Genomic DNA, 23,684 nt, shown 5'->3' with positions numbered 1-23,684 from the left:
AACTCAAAATCCAAACTCTCATCCAGATCCCAAGTCGCAGACAGCGCCGCCTACGTTTCTCTTTCTAAATCATATTCAATTGTCAATGAACAGGGACACAAACCCTACACAAAAGCAAAAAAGTAATCAACCCCAAATCACTCCAGGGTGATAAATCATTTCACATTCATGAAACTCTAGAGCGCATTGTGCCGTCGCCGGCAGCGCCGTCGCTCTCGATGAGCTGGGTTATAGGGAAACGATCTTGCGTCGTCAACCCAGGATGTTAATTTTATTTCGAAGAATTCACGATCAAACATGAATTCAAACAAAATTTGGCTCATTTCTGCGTTCATGAGAACGTGAATAAGTTATCCCAGGCTATGATTAACTCTCGAATCCTAGGAACAAAACCACTTATCCTATGAAACTCAAGGAGAAAAATATGGAAAAAGCCTTAATAGCTGGCGGCTGTTTTTGGGGAATGCAGGAGTTATTTCGCCACCTTGAGGGTGTGGTATCCACACGTGTGGGCTATTGTGGCGGTGAAATAAAAAATGCCACCTATCGTAACCACGGGAATCACGCTGAGACTCTAGAAGTGATCTTTGACCCAAAAAGAATCAGCTATCGGCAGGTGCTTTCATACTTCTTTCAAATACACGACCCAACCACGTTCAACAGACAAGGCAACGATATTGGCAGCTCCTATAGATCAGCCATTTTCTACTGTAATGAAGAACAAAAAAATATTGCTTTGGCAACAATAGACGAAATAGAGGCAAGCGGCTTATGGCCTGGGCCCGTTGTCACCGAGGTAAAACCCACACAAGAATTTTGGCAAGCAGAGCCCGAACATCAAGATTATTTACAGCGCTACCCTGAAGGTTATAGCTGTCACTTTCCTCGCGCCGACTGGAAACTTCCAAAATAATCTTCAACCAATAAGCAACAGGCTTTGGAAATAAACGACTACCGCCAGACAACAAAAAGGCCCCACTCTATCCATAGAGCAGGGCCTTAACATTAGCGGATATTGCGCTTATTCGCACTCACGTACATAAGGCACTATTAGAACCGATGGGTTATTGCACTCATAATCGTGGCACCTGTTTCTCCAGCACGACCATTATCGTTGATCTCAAGTGCCCCCCCAAAGCGCCATTGCGTTGCATCGCTTAACTGGGCTTGATATTCAAATCCCATATCCCACTGGCGCACAGCTTTTGTGAAATCGACAGTCTGCGACTTATACAGAACCGTACCATCCTTATTGCGATCATTTGGCAACCGAAGCGTCATGCTACCTGTTTCAAGATGTAATGGCTGGCTCAATGTAAACGTAAGCCTATCATTACCAAGGGCAACGTCAGTCATTGACGCACCAAGAGTAAAGCCGGTTAATACACTGCTTTCGATATCAGTTATCAGGCCCGCAGCCTGCCCCTGAGCCAAACCGAGCTCGGCATTAGCAAACAAGGACATATCAGCCAAAGGCAATTGGAAGCCCGCATTTACTGTAGAGGTAAAAGCTGCGTATTGCTCTGTGTGTTTATTGCTATTAGCAAAACCAAGGCCAAGATATGAGCCATTTTCGCGCATCGCACTAACGCCGAGGGATAGCTTTGCACCATTATCAAAGTTGTAGGCTGCAGAAGCCCCTAGACCCAGCTTTTCTTTCTGCGCCTCTTGAGCATCCATAAACGACATTAAGCCATAGGAGAATTGATCGTCTCGCTTAACCGCGCCAACTGCCAGCCCACCATCTGCCAGCCCCATTACACTTGTCGCATTATTGACGGCCTGTACAGGCGCAGCGACAAACCCCAGTGATCCTGTAATTTGCTTAGTGCTACCAAAGCCAAGTTGCCAATCTTTCACTTTAATTGGAGCATTTTGACGACTAAAAGAAAAACCTGCAAAACTTGCTGCTGTACCAGCTCTTTCATGAGAGGTTTCTGACGTAAGCCCCTCAAGCTGATTTGAGAGCTGCGCCCCCTGACTTTGCATGAGAGCTTCACCCGACGAGACAAACGGAGCGCCCAAACTATCAAAAACGGTAAACTTTATATTGGATAGTGCCTTATTGATCGATGGGCTAACAGCTGTTGAGTAGGTTAAACCAAACTCAGAAACACTGCGAATACCTTCGCTCACTTTCGTTTTTACTGGCAAACCAATAGAGCCAATGGGTTCCAGTGCTGCCTTCAAGTCTAACAGACCATGACCGAACTCTTCGCTGTAATCGTGCTTAAAGCCGTTGGCAAAAGTCGTTGTGCCAGCCTTTTTAAAGGTATCAAATCTATTGTTTGCCGAAGCTAGCAGGCGATCAACAATTTCGGATGTGCGCAGCTTAGGAAAAGCTCTCGTAACCAGCGCAACTCCACCTGCAGTAATAGCTGCCCCATTTATGAAGTTGGTTGATTGCACATGCTCGACCGGCTGCGAAGGCATCCTATAGTTTCTTAATGTGTAAACAGATGCAGGCGCAGATAAACAATAGGAAGCAGCTTGGAAGCAACCTGCATTATATTTGGAACCATTGTCATAGAGCTTCATACTAGCCAATTTACCTGAAGCATCGTTCTTTTGTAGTGCCGAAGCTACAACCAATGACGTCTCTTTCAATGCCTTAACTTGCATAGGTAGGCCAGCTATAAAGTTAATGCCTTTGCCTTTATCAAATTCGTATCCCGGCAACACCCAGACACCTTGTGTTGTAAAATAGCTAATTGCATCAATAAAATCATCAAAATGCGAAATATATTTGCCGCGTAAACTGGAGGAAGAAATTAATCTAAAACTACTAGAGGCCCAATTCTCCGCTAGTGATTTTTTCGGATTGCTGGCAATTTGTTTTAATACATCGCTATAACTAAGCCTATCTAGCGCTAACTTTTGAATCGTCGTCAAGCTAACGACAGAACCATTAGCCCTTGCATCACGGATAACATCTGCCAACCCATCACCCAGCGGATACTTATTGGGATCCCCTGGCGCTTCATCAAACTCTCCGACATGTAATGCTGCATCAAAGGCAACACCTTTTACAGCGCCATTTTTTCCAGATCCGGCTAGAATGGCAGCAAATCCATCAATAGTACCAGCTGCTGAGCCTGTTAGAGGCACATGGCTTTTAATCGTCTTAGATTTAAACTCTTCCCAATCCTTATGAAAGCCTTTCGAACCAATAATAGATACAGTTTGCGAGAAGCCATTATAAAATCTGGCATGCGCATATGCGAGGTTTACAGCGTTATATGCATCCACATTAGTGTAACCTGCATGTACGCGAGCTATATTACTATCTGTAATTGTGAATTTTTGCAGCAAGTAGCCTGCGCTATTGATTTCGCGGTTGAGCTCTCTTTCAATCGGTACGCGTAAACTCACGTTATCGCCTGCGAAAGGAACATTTATAAGCGTTGAAGGCGCAGGTACTGGCGCTGGCGCAGTACTACCACCCGACGATGTGCTTGGTGCTGGCGCAGTACTACCACCCGACGATGTGCCTGGTGCTGGCGCAGTACTACCACCCGACGATGTGCTTGGTGCTGGCGCAGTACTACCACCCGACGATGTGCCTGGTGCTGGCGCAGTACTAACGCCCGACGATGTGCTTGGCGTTGTTGTTGGAGCACTTCCACCGCCGCCGCCGCCACAAGCAGCCAAAGAGATTGAGAGTGCAACTGTCCCTAATAGTTTTTTCTTCATAATCTATATAACCCGAAACAAACAATGCTTTTGCTTATATAAAATTGATGAAGTATATTTATCAACCCTTGATTGCAAAATATAAAATAAACATTATCGATAATAACAACGCATCATTTTTGAAACTTCTTATTTATAAAATATTACCTATAGTTATCTATACAATTTCACCTCCTATAATATATCTACATGTATTGTCATAATATAAATTATATATATGATGAATTATCAATCATATCATAATTTTTACTTTATGATAGAGATATTAATCTTATGCATTATCAATTTAAAAATAAATGCACCCGTAGGGTTATCCACTTACATCGTACGCAGCACTGCTTATATTTCTAAATGAACAAGAATAAATCCCGTTTAGCCCACGGGATTTAATCGTTTTATTTTGCCATTTTGCTTGTGCCAAAATTATCACGCAATCGAATGTTTTGGGGCTACACATCATGGTAAAGAACTGCAAACATTTTTGCCAATACATAATGGAAAGTAACGCAAGGCATTTACCCAACTGTAAGGAGACAGAGTTCGCTATCAGGTAAAACTGAAAGCTCAAAGCACTTTGCGATCGCTTTGAAGAATATGAAATTATTTTGAATTGAAAATGGTGCCCAGGAGAGGACTCGAACCTCCACGCCCGTTAGGGCACTAGCACCTGAAGCTAGCGCGTCTACCAGTTCCGCCACCTGGGCACAACAAACAAATAAGCGTGGTCAACGCCCCGTCTGTGAGGGCGGTTTCTAAGGCTATTGATTGCGCTTGTCAATTCCTACTCAAAAAAAGATTTTGCATTCATCCACAAGCTGCTTTTAATAAGAGAAAGCGCGTATGTTGCTTTGCTAAATCCTATGAAAACCACAGCAATAATTATATGGGTAACGGGGAAATGATTCAGTGTAATTTGTCGCATTGTACAACGCTTTGCGACACCAAGCTGTTTCTGACAAGCTAAGAGCATACCTTTATATAATTAGCGCTATAAAAATAGAGATAATACGTCCTTTCAAAATCACCTTTGGGGTCGGTCGCAAATAGGGATAGAAATATGGCAAACCAGCTAGAAGACAAACTCGTTGTTGTTTTTGGTGGCTCAGGATTTGTTGGGCGCCACGTGGTACGTGCGCTTGCAAAAAGAGGCGCGCGAATACGTGTTGCGGTTCGTAGGCCAGATCTGGCAACGCATTTACAACCCTTGGGGGCAGCGGGACAAATCATGCCCATTCAAGCAAATTTGCGTTATCGTGATTCGATTGCGCGTGCACTTGAGGGGGCTGACGCTGTTGTGAATTTAGTCGGAATTCTATCGGAAAGCGGCAAGCAAACCTTTGAGGATGTGCAAGCAAAGGCACTCAAAGCCTTGAGCGAAGAAGTCAAAGCCAAAGGTATCGAACGCTTTGTGCATATTTCTGCGATCGGAGCAGATGGGCAAAGCTCTTCGCAATACGCGCGAACAAAAGCTGCTGGCGAAGAGTTCATTCAGGAAAACACCCCAAATGCAATAATTTTGCGGCCATCAATTATCTTTGGCCCGGATGACAGTTTCTTCAACCGTTTTGGCAGCATGGCAAAAATCTCGCCCGTACTTCCATTGGTTGGCGGCGGCAAAACCAAATTTCAGCCAGTTTTTGTGGGGGATGTGGCTGCAGCAACAATTAAAGCACTGAATGGAGAAGCCAAGGCAGGAACCATCTACGAGCTTGGCGGACCAAGAGCTTTAAGCTTTCGTGAGTGCCTTGAACTGCTACTAAAAATAATTGGCCGCAGAAGAAAGTTGCTTGGAGTTTCATTTTCCATGGCTCGTCTTCAAGCCCGCTTCCTTCAATTACTACCAAATCCGCTATTAACTGTTGACCAAGTCAAGTTATTGCAAAAAGACAACGTGGTTAGTGATAATGCCCGCTCTGAAGGGCGAACACTCGAAGGCCTCGGTATTACTGCGCATACAATGGAGGCCATATTGCCAAGCTATTTGGTGCAATATATGCCACATGGCCAATACGATATCTATAAAAAGCATAGGGAAATGAACGAAGATTCCTAACCCTAAATAGCTAACAAGCAAACAGGCCTAGTCTCCCCGTTTGCTTGTTAGCGAATTGGTATAGGATTAAACAAGTAACAGGCCTACAACCCCCAGAAGACCGACAATTATACGCCACCAACCAAATAGCGAAAAACCGTGCTTACTGACAAAGGTTAAAAAGGTACGCACGACAAAAAAACCAGCTATAAAAGAACAAACAAAACCGATGGCGATTAAATAAACATCATCAAAACTTAGATAACTATAATTTTTATAGAGATCATACGCAAATGCCCCGGCCATCGTCGGCATCGCCAAGAAAAATGAAAACTCCGCTGCAGAGCGTTTATCGGTACCCATAAGTAGTGCACCAACAATTGTGGAACCGCTGCGAGATACTCCGGGAACCATGGCCAAGCATTGACAAAATCCGATAGCAAGATACAGCCAATACGGGTACTCTTCTATTCGCGTATATCTGGCCTTCATCGGGCGTCTATCGACCCATAGCATTATTAGTCCACCTATTATGAGTGTCGAACATATTAAAAGTGGTGTTTCAAAAAGAACTGATTTAATAAAGCTATGCGCCATTGCACCAATAATAGCTGCCGGCAAAAATGCTAGTAAGATTCCTAGTGTGAGATGCTGTGATTGCTTATCATTGTGTAAACTGGTGGCAATGGACCACAAACGATGAAAATAAACTGAAAGAATCGCAAGAATAGCCCCAAGCTGAATGAGCACCTCAAACGTTCGCCCTGTACTTTCAAAGCCAATAAAGTGACCTAGTAGCAGCAAATGACCGGTTGACGAGACCGGCAAAAATTCTGTTAATCCTTCAGTCAGGCCAAGAATAATAGCACCGACAATCGTTTCGGAGTTCATTGCCCTAATTTCTCCAGTGTAGGCTGGGAGATTTAATCCCCCGTAAAATGCGGATTTTTTAACTAGATTTTGTATCTAGTCATTTATTCGCCTTGTTATGGTTAAAAAACAACTATTTGGTTACCGGTAGCCGCTATATGTGAATCATGCTCAAGCTTTACCATCACCCTTTCTCCCCAGAGTCGCGTTTTATAAGACTCACACTTAGCGAATACGGCATACCGTTTGAACTTGTTGTTGAACGGCCGTGGGAACGCAGACGCGAGTTTTTAATCATGAACCCCTCAGGATCTGTTCCTGTCTTGGTGGAAAATGATGGCAATCCTGTGTGCGGCGCCTCCGTGATTATGGAGTATCTTGATGAAACATGGGGATACTCGAAACCCGACAGGCGGCTTTTACCTGATCACCCACGCGAGCGGGCAGAGGTGCGCCGTCTGGTAATGTGGTTTCTAAATAAATTCGAGAGCGAGGTAACCGGTTATCTGGTTAGAGAACGCATCTATAAACAAGAGATGTCACATGCCGAAGGGGGAGGTGCACCAAACTCTGACTTTTTACGCGTTGCCCGTATAAACATGCGCAACCACCTAAGGTTCATGGGCTACCTATGCGCAACAAGGCGCTGGCTCTCGGGTGATGAAATGACGTTTGCCGATCTGGCGGCTGCAGCACACCTTTCCTGTGCCGATTACCTTGGCGAAGTTCCATGGGTACAAGATGACAATGTTAAGCAGTGGTATGCAAAGATTAAATCGCGCCCTAGCTTCCGCCCCCTACTCTCTGATCGTGTTTTGGGGATGCCGGCATCTGTTACTTATGCTGACTTGGACTTCTAGTTTCCTAACTCTATCGTTAGTGAACAACTTGTGATTTGAAAAGAATGGCGACGTGCAAGAAAAAGAACTCAAACAAGCCAAACGTCTGAAACAAGAAATCTTAGAGCGGGCCCACAAACTGGGCTTTGACGATGTGCGTATAACTGATGCCGACTTTGGCCCTCTTCCCGGTGAGCGCTTGGGAACGTATATTAAGGAGGGCCGGCACGCCAGCATGAGCTGGATGCCAGAAACTCAAGAGCGGCGGGCACATCCACAAAACCTTTGGCCTGAAGTTCGTAGTGTTATCATGCTGGCGATGAATTACGGGCCGGATAGCAACCCACTGGAACTATTAGAAAAACGTAGTCAGGCGGCGATTTCAGTTTATGCACAAAATCGCGATTACCACGATATCATCAAAGGGCGATTAAAAGAGGTTGCCAGCATTGTCGCTTCAAAAACAAAATGCGATGTAAAAGTTTTTGTCGACACCGCACCCGTTATGGAAAAGCCGCTTGCTGCCGCTGCAGGGCTTGGCTGGCAAGGCAAACACACCAATGTCGTCTCACGCCGCTTAGGTTCCTGGTTTTTTCTTGGTGCTATTTTTACCAGTGCCGAATTATTGCGTGATGAAGCTGAACCCGATCATTGCGGAAATTGCAGAAAGTGCCTCGATATTTGCCCAACAAAGGCTTTCCCGGCACCTTACCAGCTGGATGCCAATAGGTGTATTTCTTATTTGACTATTGAGCACCATGGCCCGATAGACCCCTCTTTGCGCAAGGCTATGGGAAACCGTATTTATGGCTGCGATGATTGCCTTGCCATATGTCCTTGGAATAAGTTTGCAAAACAAGCGAACGAGGCAAAGCTAATTGCCCGTGATGAGCTCAAAGCACCGCGGCTTGCAGAGCTACTTAAGCTCGATGATACGCAGTTTCGACAGTTGTTTTCTGGCTCACCTATTAAGCGTATTGGCCGCAATAAATTTATACGAAATGTTTTGATTGCTGCTGGCAATAGTGAGGATCAAAATCTACTGCCCCATGTGCAATCCTTGTTAACAGACGCAGACGAAACCATAGTAGATGCAGCGCAGTGGGCTCTTGCCGAACTAACACAACACAATTGATAATATCCACTTAAGTTTTTGCTAACACAGTCTTTGCATTGCGGTAGAAAACAGACGCGACAAGGCTGCCCCATCTGCTTGATCTATAATTCCAATTGGCGGTCGATTGGTTTTATTCTCAAAGTCAAGAATTGTTGCACCTGTTGTGTGCTCTCCAACTGTTTCTACCATAACGCCGCAAACAATTGTGCGCATCGCGATTTGATTATCCAAAACATAGGCCGCAGCCAAAGGGTCTGGCATTATGCAGAAATCTTCATCATACCAATTGCGCCCCAATTGCCGCCCATGATCACAAATATCCATGGCAAACTGCTTAATTATAGTATTGGGAAGACTTGAAAAAATACCCTGCAGCGCTTCACCAGAAATTGCCGTTTCCAAGCATGGCTCCCAAGGTATCATATGTGTGTTTAAGGGAAGAGAAAAAACAATATCGGCCGCTTGAGGATCACAGTAGATGTTGAATTCAGCTGCAAGCGTAACATTGCCCCGCCCTCGGCAACTACCACCCATGACCCAAAGGTGCTCAATTGCTTCCCCCAACTCCGGCTTGTCTTTCAAAACTTCTGCCAGGTTGGTTAAAGGACCCAAGGTTAAGATATCTACCTTTCGGTTTGTTGATTGTGCCTCAGCTAATAGCTTCTTTATGGCTTCAATAGCATTACTTTGAAACACTGACTTTGTATGAATGGGGCGTGCGATTCCACCCAATCCATCTTCTCCGTGCACATCCTTCGCATCAACCAGCGGGCCTGTAAGCGGCTTATTTGCTCCCTTTATGATTGGAATACGTTGAACTTCCGGCTTCTTTTGCGCCAACAGTGCCATTGTATCTGCAATATTTTGCGTTGCCTGATCCAAGCCGACATTGCCAAATGTTGTCGTAATCAGGCTTGGAAGACGGTTATGGCCTGCTAGCAACAGCAATGCCAAAATATCGTCTGTCCCCCCATCACTATCAATAATGAGTTTGTTCATTGTGACCTCTTGGCAATTCGCGTTATAGACAGGTACTCACTTGCAGGTTTACGAATTTGCCAATTTTGACAGGTATTGCAACTTTGTATTTCAGCTTATCCAATAGCTGCGCCTACTGTGACTATTCTCAATCCTACGTGTAATAGGATAACAGTTAGTAGCCATAATTGGATTGCATAGAGTAGCAAGACGTGCTCTTAATCCGCCAAGCACAAGACTGAAATAATGGATCGTTCATGACTATTCGCTACCATAAAAATGACTTGCCAAACTTGGATGCCTATAAAAATGCACAGGCTGTGGCAGTAGACACTGAAACACTTGGCCTCAATCCACATCGTGATCGCCTTTGTGTTGTACAGCTTTCGTCGGGTGATGGTAGCGCGGATGTGGTGCAGATTGAACGCGGCCAAACAACTGCTCCGAATCTGAAAGCATTGTTTGAAGACACCAAAAAACCAAAGATTTTTCACTTTGCGCGCTTTGATGTGGCCGTATTGAAAAACTATTTAGGCATCGAAGTACGCCCCGTATTTTGTACTAAGATCGCCTCCAAGTTAGTGCGCACATACACAGATCGTCATGGTTTAAAAGATATTTGCCGTGAATTGCTATCCGTTGACCTATCCAAGCAACAACAAAGCTCGGACTGGGCAGCCAAAAAACTTAGCGACGCTCAATTGGCCTATGCCGCATCAGATGTTTTGCATTTGCACCAATTAAAAGAGCGCTTGGAGTTTATGCTTGCGCGTGAAGAGCGCACCCAGCTAGCCCAAGCTTGCTTTGAATTTTTACCAACACGTGCAGCGTTAGATTTATCTGGCTGGCCCGAGACAGACATTTTTGCACACTCCTAAAGCAAATTGGTGTGGCTTTAGGCTCTTAAAGTCACACATTTTTAGTGATGTTGATTGGCTATAAATATTGGCAAAAGAAAAATGCTCAGATAGTCGAATTTATTATTCGTGAAAGACTGCTATTGCTCTGTGAACCAAACGCTGTATTAAAATATAGCTATTTTTAAGATTTGTTTATAACAATGATTAGCACTACGCATTTCTGCCACTTTATAACTCTATGAGCTTTGCGGCTTGAATGAATAACTTAAATGCGCATATAAAAAGAAATCTTGCGTAAGTTGTAAAGCAACCAAGGGCCCTTAGACGTATGCTATAGAAAGCAATTGCAAGACCTGTACATGACTAATACCCCCATCTCCCCCTCCGGCTACGAGCTCAGTTACGAAGAGCAGTTACGCTTTAACAAAGCGAAAAAGGCATCGCGCAGGCATTCCTTCCTGGTCGCGTTTCTTCGTGTATTCTTACCTGTGGCAGGTTTAAGCATTGCTGTTGGTATCATAGGCTTCGTTTTATATACGAACTTTTTTTCTTATATTAAAATTGGCGAGGTTTCTTTCACAAGTGATGGCTTGGTGATGTCCAACCCACACCTTACAGGGAATGATGGCGATAGAGGCTATTCGGTTCATGCTGAAAGGGCTATACAGCGAATCAGTAACCCTAAGATCATCGACTTAGAAACAATAAATGCCGATATTTCTCTTGATAGAGACCAAAGTGTTGTCGTTGTTGCCAATAAAGGTACTTATAATTCTGATAGGCAAACCCTCGAATTACGAGATAATGTTAAAATTTCTTATAGCGAGGGTTATTCAGCCTTTTTTGATTATCTCGATATTGATATGAAAACCAGTAGGTTTGTAACTCAAGACGCTATGGAGTTACAGTCAGATGGCGGCTACATTAATGCAGGTGCTATGGACTTAGACCAAAAAAATAGCAAAGTTACTTTTACCAAAGGGGTTAAGCTAAAGCTTCTTCCCTCTTCACTGGAGAAAAAGCAATGAGCTCTTTGGGCAAGTTTGTTTTCAGTTTTTGTATAATTATGCTTGCAGGCCCGTTCGCTGCTTTTGCACAAGAGGGTACTTTTTCCGACGCATTTGCGGGTTTTGCCTCCAACAATAATGAGCCGGTAGAAATTGAAGCTCAAAAGCTTGAAGTGCAAGATAAAGACAAAACAGCTATCTTCACAGGAACCGTAGTTGTCACTCAAGGTACGTCGACACTTAAAACCGAAAAACTGGTTGTCTATTACAAAGGCTCAGTCGAGGGGGAAGCTGCACCACAACAATCAATTTCACGATTGGAAGCTTTTGGCGATGTGCTGATTTCTTCAAAAGACCAGGTTGCGACAGGCGACCAAGCCAGCTTTGACATGGTTAAAGAGTTTATGGTGATGACCGGCGATAAAGTGGTCCTGACACAAGGCAAAAACGTCATTGTCGGCAAGAAAATCACTGTTAATCTCAAAACCGGTAGGGTTAACATGGACGCCAGCCAAACGGGCCGTGTGAAGCTATTGTTACAACCCAACAGTGCTCCAAAAAAATAAGGGTTTGCGACGTTTCGATGGAAATACACAGCCACGCATCTACCCTCAAAACACAAGAGGGGCAATTGAAACAAACACGCCTTGAAATTGAAGGTATCGGCAAGAGTTATAAGCGCCGCCAAGTAGTCAAGCACGTTAGTCTCACCGTTGCACGCGGCGAGGCTGTGGGGCTTTTGGGGCCTAACGGCGCGGGTAAAACCACCTGCTTTTACATGATTACCGGCCTCATTCGCCCAGATCACGGCTCTATCAGACTTGATGGTTTTGATATGACGCGCCTTCCCATGTACCGGAGGGCACGATTGGGGATTGGGTATTTGCCACAGGAAGCCTCTATCTTTCGAGGCTTGAATGTTGAAGACAACATCAGAGCTGTATTAGAGGTCGTTGAGCCAAGCCGAAAAAAACGCGAATATGATCTAGACTCTCTACTGGAAGAGTTCGGTGTTACGCACCTTCGTAAATCACCCAGTATCGCTTTATCTGGTGGTGAGCGTCGACGTGTTGAAATAGCAAGAGCCCTTGCGAGTCGTCCTTCATTTATGCTCTTAGATGAACCGTTTGCCGGTATCGACCCGATAGCCGTTGGCGATATCCAGCAGTTGGTACGTCACCTCACCGAACGTGGTATTGGTGTGCTGATAACCGACCATAATGTTCGCGAAACACTTGGCCTCATTGATCGTGCCTACATTATAGCTGCGGGAGAAGTGCTAACCGAAGGTGTGCCCCATAGTATTGTCAGTAATCCCGATGTACGACGGCTTTACCTTGGGGATCAGTTTACCCTATAATAACAAATGATAGTTCCTTGATCTTATTTACAGAGGAGACTTGCTCGGGTAATGCAAAGTGGCTTGGGCTTGTGGCTGCGGGCAGTGTTTACCCAATCATTGGGCTCTTGGAGGTGATTTCAATTTATGGTCCTTTCCCCCAAGCTTATTCTTAAGCAAAGCCAACAGCTTGTTATGACGCCGCAATTAATGCAGGCCATTAAGCTGTTGCAGTACTCCAATTTAGAGCTCACGTCTTTCGTCGATAAAGAACTCGAGGCAAATCCCTTTTTAGAACGCCCTGAAGCTGAAGATTCATTTCCTGCGAGTAATGAAACTACGCCCTTAGAGGATTCACAGCAAGACAGAGGCGAAGACGGCTTCGACAGGGATTTGGTTGAAAGCCAACTTGAAACCAGTCGAGAAGCCGTTGCACAAAACTTTGATAGTGATGTTGCAAGTTTATATCCCGACGCTGCTCAACTGCCTGTTTCAACCAGTACGTTGGCAGCATCAAAAGATTTAATGTGGCAAGCCCCAACGCATGGCACTATTACAAGTGACAGTGATTATAACCTAGAAGCATTTATAGCTGACAAACCTTCATTAACAGAAGCAGTGATGTCACAAGCCAATATGATATTGAGCGACCCTATTGATCTGCTAATCGCACAACATCTTTGTGGCTCGCTTGATGGCAACGGATATTTACAGGCTAGTGTTCTTGAGATCAGTGAACAACTTGGCCTTACCCCCGATGCGGTAAATTTTGTTCTGGAGCGCTTGCAAAGGCTGGAGCCACCGGGGCTGTTTGCCCGCTCGCTGCAAGAGTGTCTCACTCTACAATTAAAAGAAAAGAACCGTTTTGATCCGGCTATCGAAAAGTTGATCGACAATATTGAGCTGCTTGCAAAACATGATTTGCAGAAGCTGAAGGTCCTTTGTCAAGTTGATGATGAAGACCTTAAAGACATGGTCTGTGAAATTAAAAACTTGGATCCACGACCAGGAAGCCATTTCACACATGAGCCATTACAAACTGTTGTGCCTGATGCTGTTGTCAAAAGCGACGGTCAATTGGGTTGGCGGGTTGAGCTAAATAGTGATGCCTTACCCAAGGTACTCATTAACCAGGATTATTACGCGAATATTAGCAAATCCAAACGCGATGATGAGGAAAATTCCTACTTTATTGAACGTTTGCAAACTGCCAACTGGCTCACGAAAGCCCTTGAACAACGTGCAAGTACAATACTTAAAGTATGCGGCGAGATTGTAAGACAGCAAGACCAATTTTTATCTCATGGTGTACAGTATTTACGGCCTTTAAATTTGAAGGTAGTTGCCGAAGCAATAGGCATGCATGAGTCGACGGTGAGCCGCGTCACCTCTAACAAATATTTGTCCACTCCCCGTGGTATTTACGAGTTAAAATATTTTTTTACAACGGCAATTGCGTCATCAGAAGGCGGAGAAACGCATTCTTCAGAAGCCGTACGAGACAAGATTAAACGGATGATTGATGCTGAAAGCCCTAAAAAAATCCTTTCTGACGATGCAATTGTAAAAGCATTGCATGCTGAGGGTGTGGATATTGCGCGTCGAACCGTAGCCAAATATAGGGAGGCCTTAAACATACCCTCCTCTGTACAGCGACGACGACAAAAGCGCTCCATCATTTAACTATATGTAATATATATGATAATAGTAATTGCCTATGACTTTTCGTAGGCGACTATTGACTTTAGCTGCTTCAGAGCGTACTTAGCCGCGTTACTTGGCGATATGAAAAGAGTAGCGCTTTTGGCCAAGGTGGTCCATGCTGTAGGTGTTGTTGTGAGCGTTGGCTCCTGCCTTTGTAGCAACAACCAAAATTCAGTCGAAACCAACGAATGAGGTTCCCATGACAATCCAAATCTCGGGAAGAAGCGTGGACATTGGTGATGCTACTCGCAGCCACGTCGAAAACCGGATTTCCGAAGCACTGGAACGTTATTTTCCAGGAACGCATACGGGGCATGTAACGATTGCACGGGAGGGATCTGGATTCCGTTCAGAGTGCACACTTCACTTATCAACCGGCGTTGTGTTGCAAGTATCTGGAGAAAGCCAAGACCCAAGGCACAGTTTTGATATTGCTGCAGAACGTATTGAAAAGCGTCTGCGCCGATATAATCGAAAACTAAAGGCCCATAATGCAGCACAGCAAAGCGCAAAAGCGTTTGAAGCAGCTTCTTATGTCCTTGCCGATCCGGAAGAAGAAGAGGAAGTCCCAGCCGATTACAACCCTGTAGTTGTAGCAGAGACGACCTCTAAAGTTAAGACAATGACAGTTGGGATGGCTGTCATGGAACTTGACCTGAGCGAAGCACCTGTTGTTGTCTTCCGCAATGCTGGCAATGGTGGTGTAAATGTTGTCTTCCGTCGCAATGACGGTAATGTGGGCTGGATTGACCCAGGATTGACTGGCACTGAAGCCTAAATTCGGTTCTGATAAACCAGTTTAAAAGATGCAAAGCCGGTTCGCCGGCTTTGTAATTATATAGAACGGATCAGGGAATGGATCTGAGCGAACTAATCAAGCCGGAAGGCATCATTGCTAATCTGAGGGCGAATAGCAAAAAACAAGCTCTTCAAGAACTCGCAGAAAAGGCCGCGCCAATTTGTGGCGAGTCTGACCGCGATATCTTTGACACCTTGCTGCAGCGCGAACGGCTTGGCTCAACCGGAGTTGGTAATGGCATAGCTATACCACACGGAAAGATGACGTCACTCACCAACCTTTATGGTCTTTTCGCACGTCTGGAAAAGCCCATTGAGTTTGATAGTTTGGATGACCAGCCTGTTGATCTAATTTTCGTGTTACTAGCGCCCGAAGGCGCTGGGGCAGATCATTTGAAGGCTTTGGCGAAAATTGCCCGACTGCTGCGAAATAGCGATGTGGCCAGCAAGCTACGCGCCACAACGGATGCAGACGCACTGTACGCACTACTGACGCAGCCCATAGCGCCAGTAAGCGCAAGCTGATTTATTCCAGATATTAAAGAAGCCGCGAGCTGTTTGCTGGCGGCTTTTCTATTGGCGTACTTAACTCAAGTTTTGCAATTCATCTGAACAAGCTTAATGAACACTAACCGTTTTCAGTTTATGCTCGAACGCCTCTGCTAATGCTGCAAATCGTGTATCTGTAAGAACAATTGGCGTGCCGTCGGCAGAGACCAACGCCCAAGATGGCAACTCAATTCCTGACAAATCGGATTCAGGGAATAAAGAGCAAATGTCGTTACGGGTAAGTTCACGTACATATGCTAGCTCACCGATGCCAACTTCTTCAAGCACCTCATCTTGGTGATCAAGCAGTCGTTGTTCGTGATGTTGACTCATACAGGCCTTTCCCCAATAGCAATCCTCAAACCATTTATTAGAGCTAAGCTGTCGAAATAACCTTCAGCTTTGGTATGAGCATTGTTTGAATTCTTGCCCTGATGGGTACCCGAGTCCTTGGGCTACGTAAATGCTGGAATTTGAATATATGGCTGCTTTCTGTGTGCGAATCTTACATTATGGTTAAGGAAGTTAACACATAGCGAAAAGCTATTGCAAAATGGTTTTTACAACAGCTTCAATGGGTTCATGAAAATTCAGCGGATTATTCGTTTCCGTTAAGTCTGAAAGCGTTAATGATTACTCGCTTGAGGAGATTTCGATGCGGCGAACGATACGTTCCGGTTCTGGGCGTGCCAAATCTATCGATAAAAGGCCATCACGTAAATCGGCACCTAGTATTTCTATTCCCTCGGCGAGCACAAAAGCACGTTGGAACTGCCTCGCAGCTATACCACGGTGAAGGTATTGGCGTTGTTTATCATCTTGCTGACGGCCGCGAATGACTAACTGGGATTCTTCGACAGATACCTCAAGTTGCTCTCTGGTAAAACCAGCAACAGCGAGTGTGATACGAATGACATCGCCGCCATCATGAACAGATGGTATCCGCTCAATATTGTAAGGTGGGTAGCCATCATTTGCTGCTTTACTCACCCTGTCTAAAACTCTTTCTATATCATCAAAGCCCAACATAAATGGGCTAGAAAACGCTGAAACGCGCGTCATCTTCAAAGTCCTTTCTTAAGCGACCTTGTCTGGACCTCGCAAGCATCCAGTGGCAGTGAAGCCTTTTCGACCTTGAATATGGCGATTAACTGAACTGGTTTCAAGCTGAGCGCCGTTATTGCGCCCAGCTCTTTCACCTTATTGGGGATAGTTTGCAGCAAATTTCTCGCAAAGAGCTTCAAGCTTTTCAAGCTGGTCTTGCTTGAGGCTACGATCTTCATTGCGACCTAAGAAGACTTTTAAGTAGCAATCGCCCTTCGCATTCAACAACATGATACAAGCTGTCTCTTTGCCAAAAAACGGCCGGCGAAGAAAACCAATCTCTTTGCAGGCATCCTCTTTAATATGGCCACTAAAACCATTAGTAGATTTTAAATTATAAAAGCCTCTGGAAACACTGCCCTCTGGAAATGAAGAAGCAACTTCATAGACCATATCTGGCGTCGAGCAAATAATGCGCATGGTCCCCCAATTAGGAAGGTCTTCCATAAGCGCCATAAAATGCTCACCGGCAGCTGCCCGGTACAATCCTTCAGGTAGGCTATGTAAAACAGCCTGCATACTCACTTGATGCTCTTCAGCAAGAGCCTCTAAAAATGCATCCGGCTTTTCTGCCAGAATTTCTTTCAGTTTTGTTGTGGTTTCAGTCATATTCCGTCCTTTAGTTTGCACAGTTTAGATTCAACAGGGTTTCTTGCTCGGCCAAAAAACTCTTAAATGAGCTTTTTAGGGCAACCAGCAAAGTGCTATGCCAAAAACAACCTGCTTTAGTTAGCCTAGGGTGCTTATCTGTTGTAATTAGGCCAGCTTGCACCCAATTTTCAAGCATAGGTTGTATGAAGCGTAAATAGTCAGAGGCTAATGGATGACTCTTCCCTATTAAGTCAAAGTCTAGGTGCATGTTTTCTACAGCCGCTGAAAGACTATTAAATACTTTGGCAAGCGGGTCAGGGGTCAATAACCTAGCCAGAGGCTTTTGATTGTGAGCCAGCAGGTCATAATAGTTTTGCAAGTTTCGTTCCAAGGCATAGGATTGCCCATTCAGCATACCCCCTGCCCCCGAACCGAACGCCAGTGTGTGGGCACCCGTTTTAATCAACCGATTGTAGAGGTTTCGTTCTCGTGTCGTTTTCGCCCAATGGCTACTGCTCAGCTGATGCCATCCCCAAGTGCGTAGTTGCTCCCAGCCTTGGCCATACATTTCTGCTTGCTCTTGCATAGTGGCAGCACTCTCGCATGCCCCTTTTTTTATTGCCAAATCAAGCGGCGTTCCGGGAAACAGGGAAAGTGCATAAAGATCAACACCATCTAAATTCAGCGAGCTGACTGTATCCAAGTCATTTTGCCAAACAGCTTGTGTTTGATAGGGCAAGCCCAGCATCAAGTCACAAATTACAGCAGCTTGGTTCATATCACTTAGCTGATTGAAAAACTCAATCGCTCGTGAACCACTGACTTTACGGCCCATACGTCGACGCGTTTTATCGTCAAAAGACTGAACGCCAATTGAAAAACGATTGGCACCAGCTTCAAGACAAGCCGTTATTTTCTCTTCATCAAAATGGTAAATTCGCCCTTCAACAGTAATCTCGCAATCTGGTGCAAGGGGATAGAGGCGTCGAATTTCTTTGATAATACGTGCTAGGTCATGAGCCTCTAGGGCAGTTGGTGTGCCACCACCAAAATAAACTGCATTAATAGGTGCCGTTCCAACACTTGGGCTATCCACTTCAAGATATAGCTCTTTAATCAAAGCATCAGCATAAGCCCGTGACACATCCCCTTGCCACTTGTTGATGTAAAAACCGCAAAATAGGCAGTGGTTTGCACAAAAGGGTACATGTAAATACATCACAGATGGACCTACACGCTCTTCTTGTTTTAACTCTTCCCAACAAGCTGCTGTTTTCTCTGGCGGTACCGGGGACATAGCCGTCCCCGGCATATGGCTGATACGTTTTTTAAAAGCGTTTGTAAGCGGGTTGCCCTCTAGCGACGCCTTAAAGTCCTGCGATAATACCACTTCTACTTGCCTAAGCTCTGTCTGCTTTTGGCTGGCTAAACATATTTACATTGTAGAAGTGTTTTAGCTGGCTATTTCAATAGACGTTATAGCAAGTATAATTATGTATTACAGATTGCAAAATGACGCGGCTGGCTTACCACACACGTTTTTAGCGAAACACATCAGGCTATTGCCCTGCTCGGGGATACTTTTAAACACTTTCCCGTTTTTGTATCAAAAAAATGCAACTTCTCATATGAGGCCGTTAACGCCAGTGTTTCCCCAGCCACATAACCGGCTTTACCATGAACACGAACAATAATTTCAGGACCGGTTTCACCAAGTGTCCCATGAACAAAGCTTTCGGCCCCAACAAGTTCAACAGCGGAAACAAGAAGTGAAGCCGAAAGAGCCTCATCGCTTTGTGGTCCATTCGCAATAGTAAAGTCCTCTGGCCGTACACCTAAGGTGAGTTCATTCACGTCGGTATCGAAATGCACGCGCAAACCTGAACCTTGCTGCAAACGCCAGTGAGTACCCACGTTGGTTACTGGCAAGAAGTTCATAGCTGGAGAGCCAATAAAGCTGGCAACGAAAGTCGACTGTGGTTTTTCATAGACTTCAATCGGCGTTCCAATTTGTTCAACCACACCACCATTCAACACCACGAGTCGATCTGCAAGTGTCATCGCTTCCAACTGGTCGTGTGTGACGTAAAGACTGGTGGTCCCGAGCGATTTTTGTAGTTTTTTTATTTCCAGACGCATTTGCACGCGTAACTTTGCATCCAAATTGGACAGGGGTTCATCAAACAAAAAGGCTTTGGGTTCGCGAACAATCGCCCGCCCCATGGCCACACGCTGACGCTGCCCCCCCGATAAAGCACGGGGTTTACGGTCTAGGTACTCCGCAATCTCCAGCTTATTGGCGGCAATGCGAACACGATTGGCAATTTCATCCCTATCCATGCCCCGGTTCTTCAAGCCATAGGCCATGTTATCGTAAACGCTCATATGTGGATAGAGGGCATAGTTTTGGAAAACCATGGCAATATCGCGATCGGCCGGCTCAACCTTATTCACAACACTGCCACCAATTTGAACAGTCCCCGAGGTAATTTCCTCAAGGCCCGCCACCATGCGCAGTAGGGTAGATTTACCGCATCCTGAAGGGCCAACCAAAACAATAAACTCACCATTTTCTATTGTGAGCGAAACACCTTTTACAGCCTCCACGTTACCCGCATAGACCTTGCGCACATCTTGAAGAGAAATAACAGCCATGGGTAACTCACTTTTCGCTTTCTACGAGGCCCTTAACGAACCAAGATTGGAAAATAATAACAACTAGAATAGGCGGTAGCATTGCAAGGATGGACAAAGCCATGGCCTCGTTTACCTTTGGCAGGCGCGATTCTGCATAGACCTGTGTAATTTGCTTAATGCCGCGTACAAGTGTGAAGAAACTTTCATCAGTCGTAATCAGAGTGGGCCAGAGATACTGGTTCCAGCCATAAACAAACATGATGATAAAAATTGCGGCAATCATTGTGCGTGACAGCGGGACCAATATATCCAAGAAGAACTTTACAGGACCGGCACCGTCTATTCTGGCAGCTTCCACCAATTCATCAGGCACTGACTTAAAAAACTGACGGAAATAGAAAGTACCTGTCGCCGATGCAATCAACGGAATGATAAGGCCAGCATAGGAGTTCATCATCCCCATTGACTGCACAATCTCATAGGAAGGCAGGATACGCACCTCTAACGGCAGCAGTAGGGACGAGAAAATAATCCAGAAGAAGAAGCTGGCAAATGGTAAGCGAAAATACACAATGGCGTAGGCAGCCATCATGGAAATGACGATTTTACCAACCGCAAAGCCAATACCTAGAATCATCGAGTTCCAGAACATTGTCACACCGGTTACTTCTTTAGTAAAACCGCCTGCCTTTGTTAAAATCGTATGGTAGGTCTCGAAAAAGTGACCACCAGGCGATAGCTGCATGCCATTGCGGAAAATTGATACCGGATCATGTGTCGATGTCATAAAGGCATAAAGAATGGGCATCAGCATTAATAGAGAACCCAAGATGAGGATCAAGTGATCCCAAAAGTGAACACGTCTCATTTTCAGCTCCCTAGTTGTAGTGCACTTTGCGCTCAATCATTCGGAACTGAATGATTGTCAGAATAAAGACCAGGATCATCAACACAACGGATTGAGCCGAAGAGCCCCCCAAATCGTTCCCGCGGAACGCATCGTTGTAAACTTTGTAAACCAGAGTGATCGGGTTGTTACCAGGCTCACTTTTAATCAGCACATCAATAATGCCGAAGGTATCGAACAAAGCGTAAGTGATGTTGATGATAAGAAGAAAGAAGCCTGTTGGTGCCAACAGCGGAAATGTGACAGACCAAAAACGCCTTGTGCCTGATTTGCAATCTATTGCTGCCGCTTCCTGTATAGATTTCGGTACACTTTGCAGGCCGGACAGGAAGAAAATGAAGTTCACCGGGATTTGCTTCCATATTGCCGTGGTGCTCATCACAAAAGCTGTATCGAACCCGTTGACCCCCAAGCGCAGCTCCCAACCAAAGAGCGCAGCTAAATCCGTAATCGGTCCCAAATGTTGGTCGAACAGCATCAAACTCACCAAGCCAGCAACCGGCGGCGCAATCGCATAGACCCACATGAGTAGTGTGCGGTAGCTGGAGCGAGCGTGCAGTACTGCATCCGCTTTAACAGCAAGCAACAACGATATAGAAAGGGAGAAAAAGGCAACAACCACCGTGAAGATTAGCGTGAACCATGCAGTATTCAAATACTCAGCATTTGACATGGTATCGATGTAATTATCCATGCCCACAAAGGTTGAGCCAAACCCGAAGGGATCTTCTAAGTAAAAGGAGGCACGAATTGCCTCACCTGCCGGCCACAGAAAAAACAGGCCGATAATGGAAAGCTGCGGAATTAACAGAAAATAAGGCAGCAAAGAGTGTCTAAATTGAACGCGTTTCATAGAGTGCCTAGCTGATTGCGCACTTCATCTGGCAATATCATCACCCCTAATTACTAGCGGTCGTATTATTGAGTTGTGCCAGCAAGAAGCATGAAGCCGAAGGCGCACACTGCGCCTCCGACCTTTTTGAGTAGATTGAAATAATTAACCGGAGGTCTTTTCGAAACGTGCCAATAACTTGTTGGCATCTTCTTCAATTGTCTTAAAGGCCTCATCTGCAGTCTTATCACCAGCAAAGATTTTACCAAATTCACGACGCATTACGTCGCGGATTTGAACGTAAAAGCCCATGCGATATCCCTTTGTGTTGTCTTGGGAAGGCAAGGACAACTGCTGTACACCAACTTCAGCCGCTGGGAAGCGATCGTAATGACCATCTTTTTTCGCAAGCTCATAGGCAGCATTGGTCACTGGCACGTAACCGGTTTCTTTATGCCACATGTACTGTACTTCAGGAGAAGTCAGGTAGCTGTAGAAGTTTGCAGTACAATCGTTCTCAGCCTTTGGCTGACCAGACATGGCAAACAGTGCCGCACCACCAATGAAGGTTTGTGCACCTTCATCAATAACAGATTTCCAGTAGGGCAAGTTTGTTGCGGAGAATTTAAAATCTGTGGTTTTCAATAGGCCACCAAAGGAACCGGAAGAACCCAGCCAGAAAGCAGACTTGCTTTCTTGGAATGGCTTTTGGTTGTCGCTCCAGCCAGCACCATAAAAGCCGTAGTAACCTTCATCAAGCCACTCTTTTACCTTAGTAAAGTGCATCTTGATGGCTTCGTTGTTGACAAGGATTTTTGTACCTTTTGCACCATCATAACCGTTGGAGTTGGTTGCAAAAGGAAGGTTGTGACGCGACATGAAGTTTTCGGTAAAAATCCATGGGGTATGAGACTGGGTCAGTGGCAAATAACCCGCCGCTTTCAGCTTTGGTGCAATAGCTTCAAACTCTTCCCATGTTTTTGGTGCTTCAACACCGGCTTTCGCCAAAGCTTCAGTGTTGTAGTACATGATCGGAGTTGAAGAGTTGAATGGCATACCAATCATCTTGCCGGATTTATCGGCATAGAAATACCGTACACCAGGAATATAATCGTTAATGTCAAACTTGGTCCCAGCAGCTTCAATCAGGTCTTGAGCTGGAACTACCGCGCCTTTTGCACCTATGATGGTTGCAGCGCCCGCATCAAACACCTGTATGATGTTTGGTTGTTCGCCCGCACGAAATGCTGCAATACCTGCAGTTAAGGTTTCTTCGTAGCCACCTTTAAAGACAGGCTTCAATTGGCAAACATCTTGTGATGCATTGTAATCAGTCGAAATTTTATTAACAACTTCACCCAGATGACCGCCCATTGCGTGCCACCAAGTAATTTCAGTTGCAGCAAAAGATGAGGTAGCTGCTGTTGCCAGTGCTGTGAAAGCTGCAAGGCGCAAAGCCGCAGAACGATAAGACATATTTCTTCTCCCAAAAGAGATTTAATAAGTATACTTACGAATAAGGGGACGTAATGCGGGCTTTTCACATTGAAAGCTTGAAGCAACCACGCCATAGGCATGGTGTATCCTTCATGAAAGAAACATAGTGGTGACAGTTATTTGAACTTTATGTGAAACTAAATTATTTCAAATATCTCAATTTATTCAATAGATTAAAAGACAAAAAGGTCTGGAATACAACTGAGTTGAACAAAATATGACAATCAACTGACTATATAAGGTGCACTTAGTGCATTTTATGAACTTATATATACGGTTAATTATCTACTACTGCCCAGAAAAGCCGCAGTATTACCAAGAATAGGGACT

Annotated in this window: 21 protein-coding genes, 1 tRNA gene and 1 pseudogene; 11 read left to right on the top strand and 12 right to left on the bottom strand. The window is 45.1% G+C overall.

Annotation, left to right across the window (positions count from 1 at the left end; all coding sequences use genetic code 11):
- The first annotated feature begins 424 nt into the window (after positions 1–424).
- Positions 425–913, top strand: a complete 489-nt coding sequence (msrA, locus tag AYK67_RS09130) for a peptide-methionine (S)-S-oxide reductase MsrA (RefSeq protein ID WP_068085227.1) — start codon at positions 425–427, stop codon at positions 911–913.
- A gap of 137 nt (positions 914–1,050) precedes the next feature.
- Here msrA and AYK67_RS09125 read toward each other — a convergent pair whose 3' ends face one another.
- Both AYK67_RS09125 and AYK67_RS09115 read right to left on the bottom strand, forming a co-directional pair.
- Entirely contained in the window at positions 1,051–3,693 is a 2,643-nt protein-coding gene (locus tag AYK67_RS09125; protein ID WP_156453094.1) for a hypothetical protein, read from the bottom strand.
- 617 nt (positions 3,694–4,310) lie between these two features.
- Positions 4,311–4,397: transfer RNA gene (locus AYK67_RS09115), tRNA-Leu, on the bottom strand.
- 353 nt (positions 4,398–4,750) lie between these two features.
- Here AYK67_RS09115 and AYK67_RS09110 point away from each other — a divergent pair.
- Positions 4,751–5,746, top strand: coding sequence for a complex I NDUFA9 subunit family protein (locus tag AYK67_RS09110; RefSeq protein ID WP_068085218.1), 996 nt, complete (start codon positions 4,751–4,753; stop codon positions 5,744–5,746).
- Between the two features lie 66 nt (positions 5,747–5,812).
- Here AYK67_RS09110 and AYK67_RS09105 read toward each other — a convergent pair whose 3' ends face one another.
- On the bottom strand, positions 5,813–6,616 hold the full coding sequence (locus AYK67_RS09105) for an undecaprenyl-diphosphate phosphatase (protein ID WP_068085215.1): 804 nt from the start codon (positions 6,614–6,616) through the stop codon (positions 5,813–5,815).
- A 146-nt stretch (positions 6,617–6,762) separates the two neighbouring features.
- Here AYK67_RS09105 and AYK67_RS09100 point away from each other — a divergent pair, with 146 nt between their 5' ends.
- A complete protein-coding gene (locus AYK67_RS09100; RefSeq protein WP_068085212.1) occupies positions 6,763–7,455 on the top strand; it encodes a glutathione S-transferase family protein in 693 nt (230 codons plus the stop codon).
- Between the two features lie 52 nt (positions 7,456–7,507).
- Positions 7,508–8,554: pseudogene (gene queG, locus AYK67_RS09095) on the top strand (tRNA epoxyqueuosine(34) reductase QueG); the annotation flags it as partial.
- 36 nt (positions 8,555–8,590) lie between these two features.
- Here the strand turns inward: queG and AYK67_RS09090 are convergent.
- Positions 8,591–9,550 carry a nucleoside hydrolase gene (locus AYK67_RS09090; protein WP_068085209.1) on the bottom strand — a complete coding sequence of 320 codons (960 nt, stop codon included), beginning with the start codon at positions 9,548–9,550 and terminating at the stop codon, positions 8,591–8,593.
- A 236-nt stretch (positions 9,551–9,786) separates the two neighbouring features.
- Between AYK67_RS09090 and AYK67_RS09085 the strand changes: the two genes are divergently transcribed.
- The 7 genes from AYK67_RS09085 (at position 9,787) to ptsN (ending at position 15,762) form a co-directional block, all read left to right on the top strand.
- On the top strand, positions 9,787–10,407 hold the full coding sequence (locus AYK67_RS09085) for a ribonuclease D (protein WP_068085206.1): 621 nt from the start codon (positions 9,787–9,789) through the stop codon (positions 10,405–10,407).
- Between the two features lie 326 nt (positions 10,408–10,733).
- The gene (gene lptC, locus AYK67_RS09080; protein WP_208976245.1) at positions 10,734–11,417 is read left to right on the top strand and encodes an LPS export ABC transporter periplasmic protein LptC; all 684 of its coding nucleotides are present in this window, start codon (positions 10,734–10,736) and stop codon (positions 11,415–11,417) included.
- Complete coding sequence (gene lptA, locus AYK67_RS09075; RefSeq protein ID WP_082735722.1) at positions 11,414–11,962, top strand: lipopolysaccharide transport periplasmic protein LptA; 549 nt, start codon at positions 11,414–11,416, stop codon at positions 11,960–11,962. Before lptC ends, lptA begins: the two co-directional genes overlap by 4 nt.
- A 17-nt stretch (positions 11,963–11,979) precedes the next feature.
- Positions 11,980–12,756, top strand: a complete 777-nt coding sequence (gene lptB / locus AYK67_RS09070) for an LPS export ABC transporter ATP-binding protein (protein ID WP_208976244.1) — start codon at positions 11,980–11,982, stop codon at positions 12,754–12,756.
- A gap of 126 nt (positions 12,757–12,882) precedes the next feature.
- Positions 12,883–14,418 (top strand): RNA polymerase factor sigma-54, encoded by a 1,536-nt coding sequence (gene rpoN / locus AYK67_RS09065; protein ID WP_068085200.1) that lies wholly within the window; start codon positions 12,883–12,885, stop codon positions 14,416–14,418.
- A gap of 220 nt (positions 14,419–14,638) precedes the next feature.
- A complete protein-coding gene (gene hpf / locus AYK67_RS09060) occupies positions 14,639–15,217 on the top strand; it encodes a ribosome hibernation-promoting factor, HPF/YfiA family (RefSeq protein ID WP_068085197.1) in 579 nt (192 codons plus the stop codon).
- A 77-nt stretch (positions 15,218–15,294) separates the two neighbouring features.
- Positions 15,295–15,762, top strand: a complete 468-nt coding sequence (gene ptsN / locus AYK67_RS09055) for a PTS IIA-like nitrogen regulatory protein PtsN (protein ID WP_068085195.1) — start codon at positions 15,295–15,297, stop codon at positions 15,760–15,762.
- Between the two features lie 93 nt (positions 15,763–15,855).
- On the opposite strand, the gene AYK67_RS09050 is transcribed toward ptsN, so the two are convergent.
- The 8 genes from AYK67_RS09050 to AYK67_RS09015 all read right to left on the bottom strand — a co-directional run bounded on the left by AYK67_RS09050 (position 15,856) and on the right by AYK67_RS09015 (position 23,333).
- Positions 15,856–16,119, bottom strand: a complete 264-nt coding sequence (locus AYK67_RS09050) for a BQ00720 family protein (protein ID WP_068085182.1) — start codon at positions 16,117–16,119, stop codon at positions 15,856–15,858.
- 300 nt (positions 16,120–16,419) lie between these two features.
- Positions 16,420–16,848 carry an Hsp20 family protein gene (locus AYK67_RS09045; protein WP_068085179.1) on the bottom strand — a complete coding sequence of 143 codons (429 nt, stop codon included), beginning with the start codon at positions 16,846–16,848 and terminating at the stop codon, positions 16,420–16,422.
- Between the two features lie 138 nt (positions 16,849–16,986).
- Complete coding sequence (hutX, locus tag AYK67_RS09040) at positions 16,987–17,499, bottom strand: heme utilization cystosolic carrier protein HutX (RefSeq protein WP_068085176.1); 513 nt, start codon at positions 17,497–17,499, stop codon at positions 16,987–16,989.
- A gap of 10 nt (positions 17,500–17,509) precedes the next feature.
- On the bottom strand, positions 17,510–18,871 hold the full coding sequence (hutW, locus tag AYK67_RS09035; protein WP_068085172.1) for a heme anaerobic degradation radical SAM methyltransferase ChuW/HutW: 1,362 nt from the start codon (positions 18,869–18,871) through the stop codon (positions 17,510–17,512).
- 164 nt (positions 18,872–19,035) lie between these two features.
- Complete coding sequence (locus AYK67_RS09030; protein ID WP_068085169.1) at positions 19,036–20,136, bottom strand: sn-glycerol-3-phosphate import ATP-binding protein UgpC; 1,101 nt, start codon at positions 20,134–20,136, stop codon at positions 19,036–19,038.
- Positions 20,137–20,143: 7 nt separating this feature from the next.
- Positions 20,144–20,986, bottom strand: coding sequence for a sn-glycerol-3-phosphate ABC transporter permease UgpE (gene ugpE / locus AYK67_RS09025; RefSeq protein WP_068085166.1), 843 nt, complete (start codon positions 20,984–20,986; stop codon positions 20,144–20,146).
- Positions 20,987–20,996: 10 nt separating this feature from the next.
- On the bottom strand, positions 20,997–21,878 hold the full coding sequence (locus AYK67_RS09020; protein ID WP_068085163.1) for an ABC transporter permease subunit: 882 nt from the start codon (positions 21,876–21,878) through the stop codon (positions 20,997–20,999).
- A gap of 144 nt (positions 21,879–22,022) precedes the next feature.
- Positions 22,023–23,333, bottom strand: a complete 1,311-nt coding sequence (locus tag AYK67_RS09015; RefSeq protein WP_068085160.1) for an extracellular solute-binding protein — start codon at positions 23,331–23,333, stop codon at positions 22,023–22,025.
- Positions 23,334–23,684 lie beyond the last annotated feature (351 nt).

Origin of the sequence: Polycladidibacter stylochi, from assembly GCF_001562055.1 — a bacterium.
GTDB classification, from domain to species: domain Bacteria; phylum Pseudomonadota; class Alphaproteobacteria; order Rhizobiales; family Stappiaceae; genus Pseudovibrio; species Pseudovibrio stylochi.
The sequence above is the reverse complement of the archived record's forward strand: the minus strand, read 5'-3'. Positions and strand labels throughout refer to the sequence as shown.

Excerpts from the sequence above, each read along its gene's own strand:
- lptB (WP_208976244.1), top strand. The coding sequence starts at position 11,980 with ATGGAAATACACAGCCACGCATCTACCCTCAAAACACAAGAGGGGCAA.
- AYK67_RS09125 (WP_156453094.1), bottom strand. The coding sequence starts at position 3,693 with ATGAAGAAAAAACTATTAGGGACAGTTGCACTCTCAATCTCTTTGGCT.
- AYK67_RS09105 (WP_068085215.1), bottom strand. The coding sequence starts at position 6,616 with ATGAACTCCGAAACGATTGTCGGTGCTATTATTCTTGGCCTGACTGAA.
- rpoN (WP_068085200.1), top strand. The coding sequence starts at position 12,883 with ATGGTCCTTTCCCCCAAGCTTATTCTTAAGCAAAGCCAACAGCTTGTT.
- msrA (WP_068085227.1), top strand. The coding sequence starts at position 425 with ATGGAAAAAGCCTTAATAGCTGGCGGCTGTTTTTGGGGAATGCAGGAG.
- ptsN (WP_068085195.1), top strand. The coding sequence starts at position 15,295 with ATGGATCTGAGCGAACTAATCAAGCCGGAAGGCATCATTGCTAATCTG.
- AYK67_RS09110 (WP_068085218.1), top strand. The coding sequence starts at position 4,751 with ATGGCAAACCAGCTAGAAGACAAACTCGTTGTTGTTTTTGGTGGCTCA.
- AYK67_RS09050 (WP_068085182.1), bottom strand. The coding sequence starts at position 16,119 with ATGAGTCAACATCACGAACAACGACTGCTTGATCACCAAGATGAGGTG.
- hutX (WP_068085176.1), bottom strand. The coding sequence starts at position 17,499 with ATGACTGAAACCACAACAAAACTGAAAGAAATTCTGGCAGAAAAGCCG.
- hpf (WP_068085197.1), top strand. The coding sequence starts at position 14,639 with ATGACAATCCAAATCTCGGGAAGAAGCGTGGACATTGGTGATGCTACT.
- lptA (WP_082735722.1), top strand. The coding sequence starts at position 11,414 with ATGAGCTCTTTGGGCAAGTTTGTTTTCAGTTTTTGTATAATTATGCTT.
- AYK67_RS09015 (WP_068085160.1), bottom strand. The coding sequence starts at position 23,333 with ATGTCTTATCGTTCTGCGGCTTTGCGCCTTGCAGCTTTCACAGCACTG.
- AYK67_RS09045 (WP_068085179.1), bottom strand. The coding sequence starts at position 16,848 with ATGACGCGCGTTTCAGCGTTTTCTAGCCCATTTATGTTGGGCTTTGAT.
- AYK67_RS09020 (WP_068085163.1), bottom strand. The coding sequence starts at position 21,878 with ATGAAACGCGTTCAATTTAGACACTCTTTGCTGCCTTATTTTCTGTTA.
- ugpE (WP_068085166.1), bottom strand. The coding sequence starts at position 20,986 with ATGAGACGTGTTCACTTTTGGGATCACTTGATCCTCATCTTGGGTTCT.
- AYK67_RS09030 (WP_068085169.1), bottom strand. The coding sequence starts at position 20,136 with ATGGCTGTTATTTCTCTTCAAGATGTGCGCAAGGTCTATGCGGGTAAC.
- AYK67_RS09085 (WP_068085206.1), top strand. The coding sequence starts at position 9,787 with ATGACTATTCGCTACCATAAAAATGACTTGCCAAACTTGGATGCCTAT.
- AYK67_RS09100 (WP_068085212.1), top strand. The coding sequence starts at position 6,763 with ATGCTCAAGCTTTACCATCACCCTTTCTCCCCAGAGTCGCGTTTTATA.
- AYK67_RS09090 (WP_068085209.1), bottom strand. The coding sequence starts at position 9,550 with ATGAACAAACTCATTATTGATAGTGATGGGGGGACAGACGATATTTTG.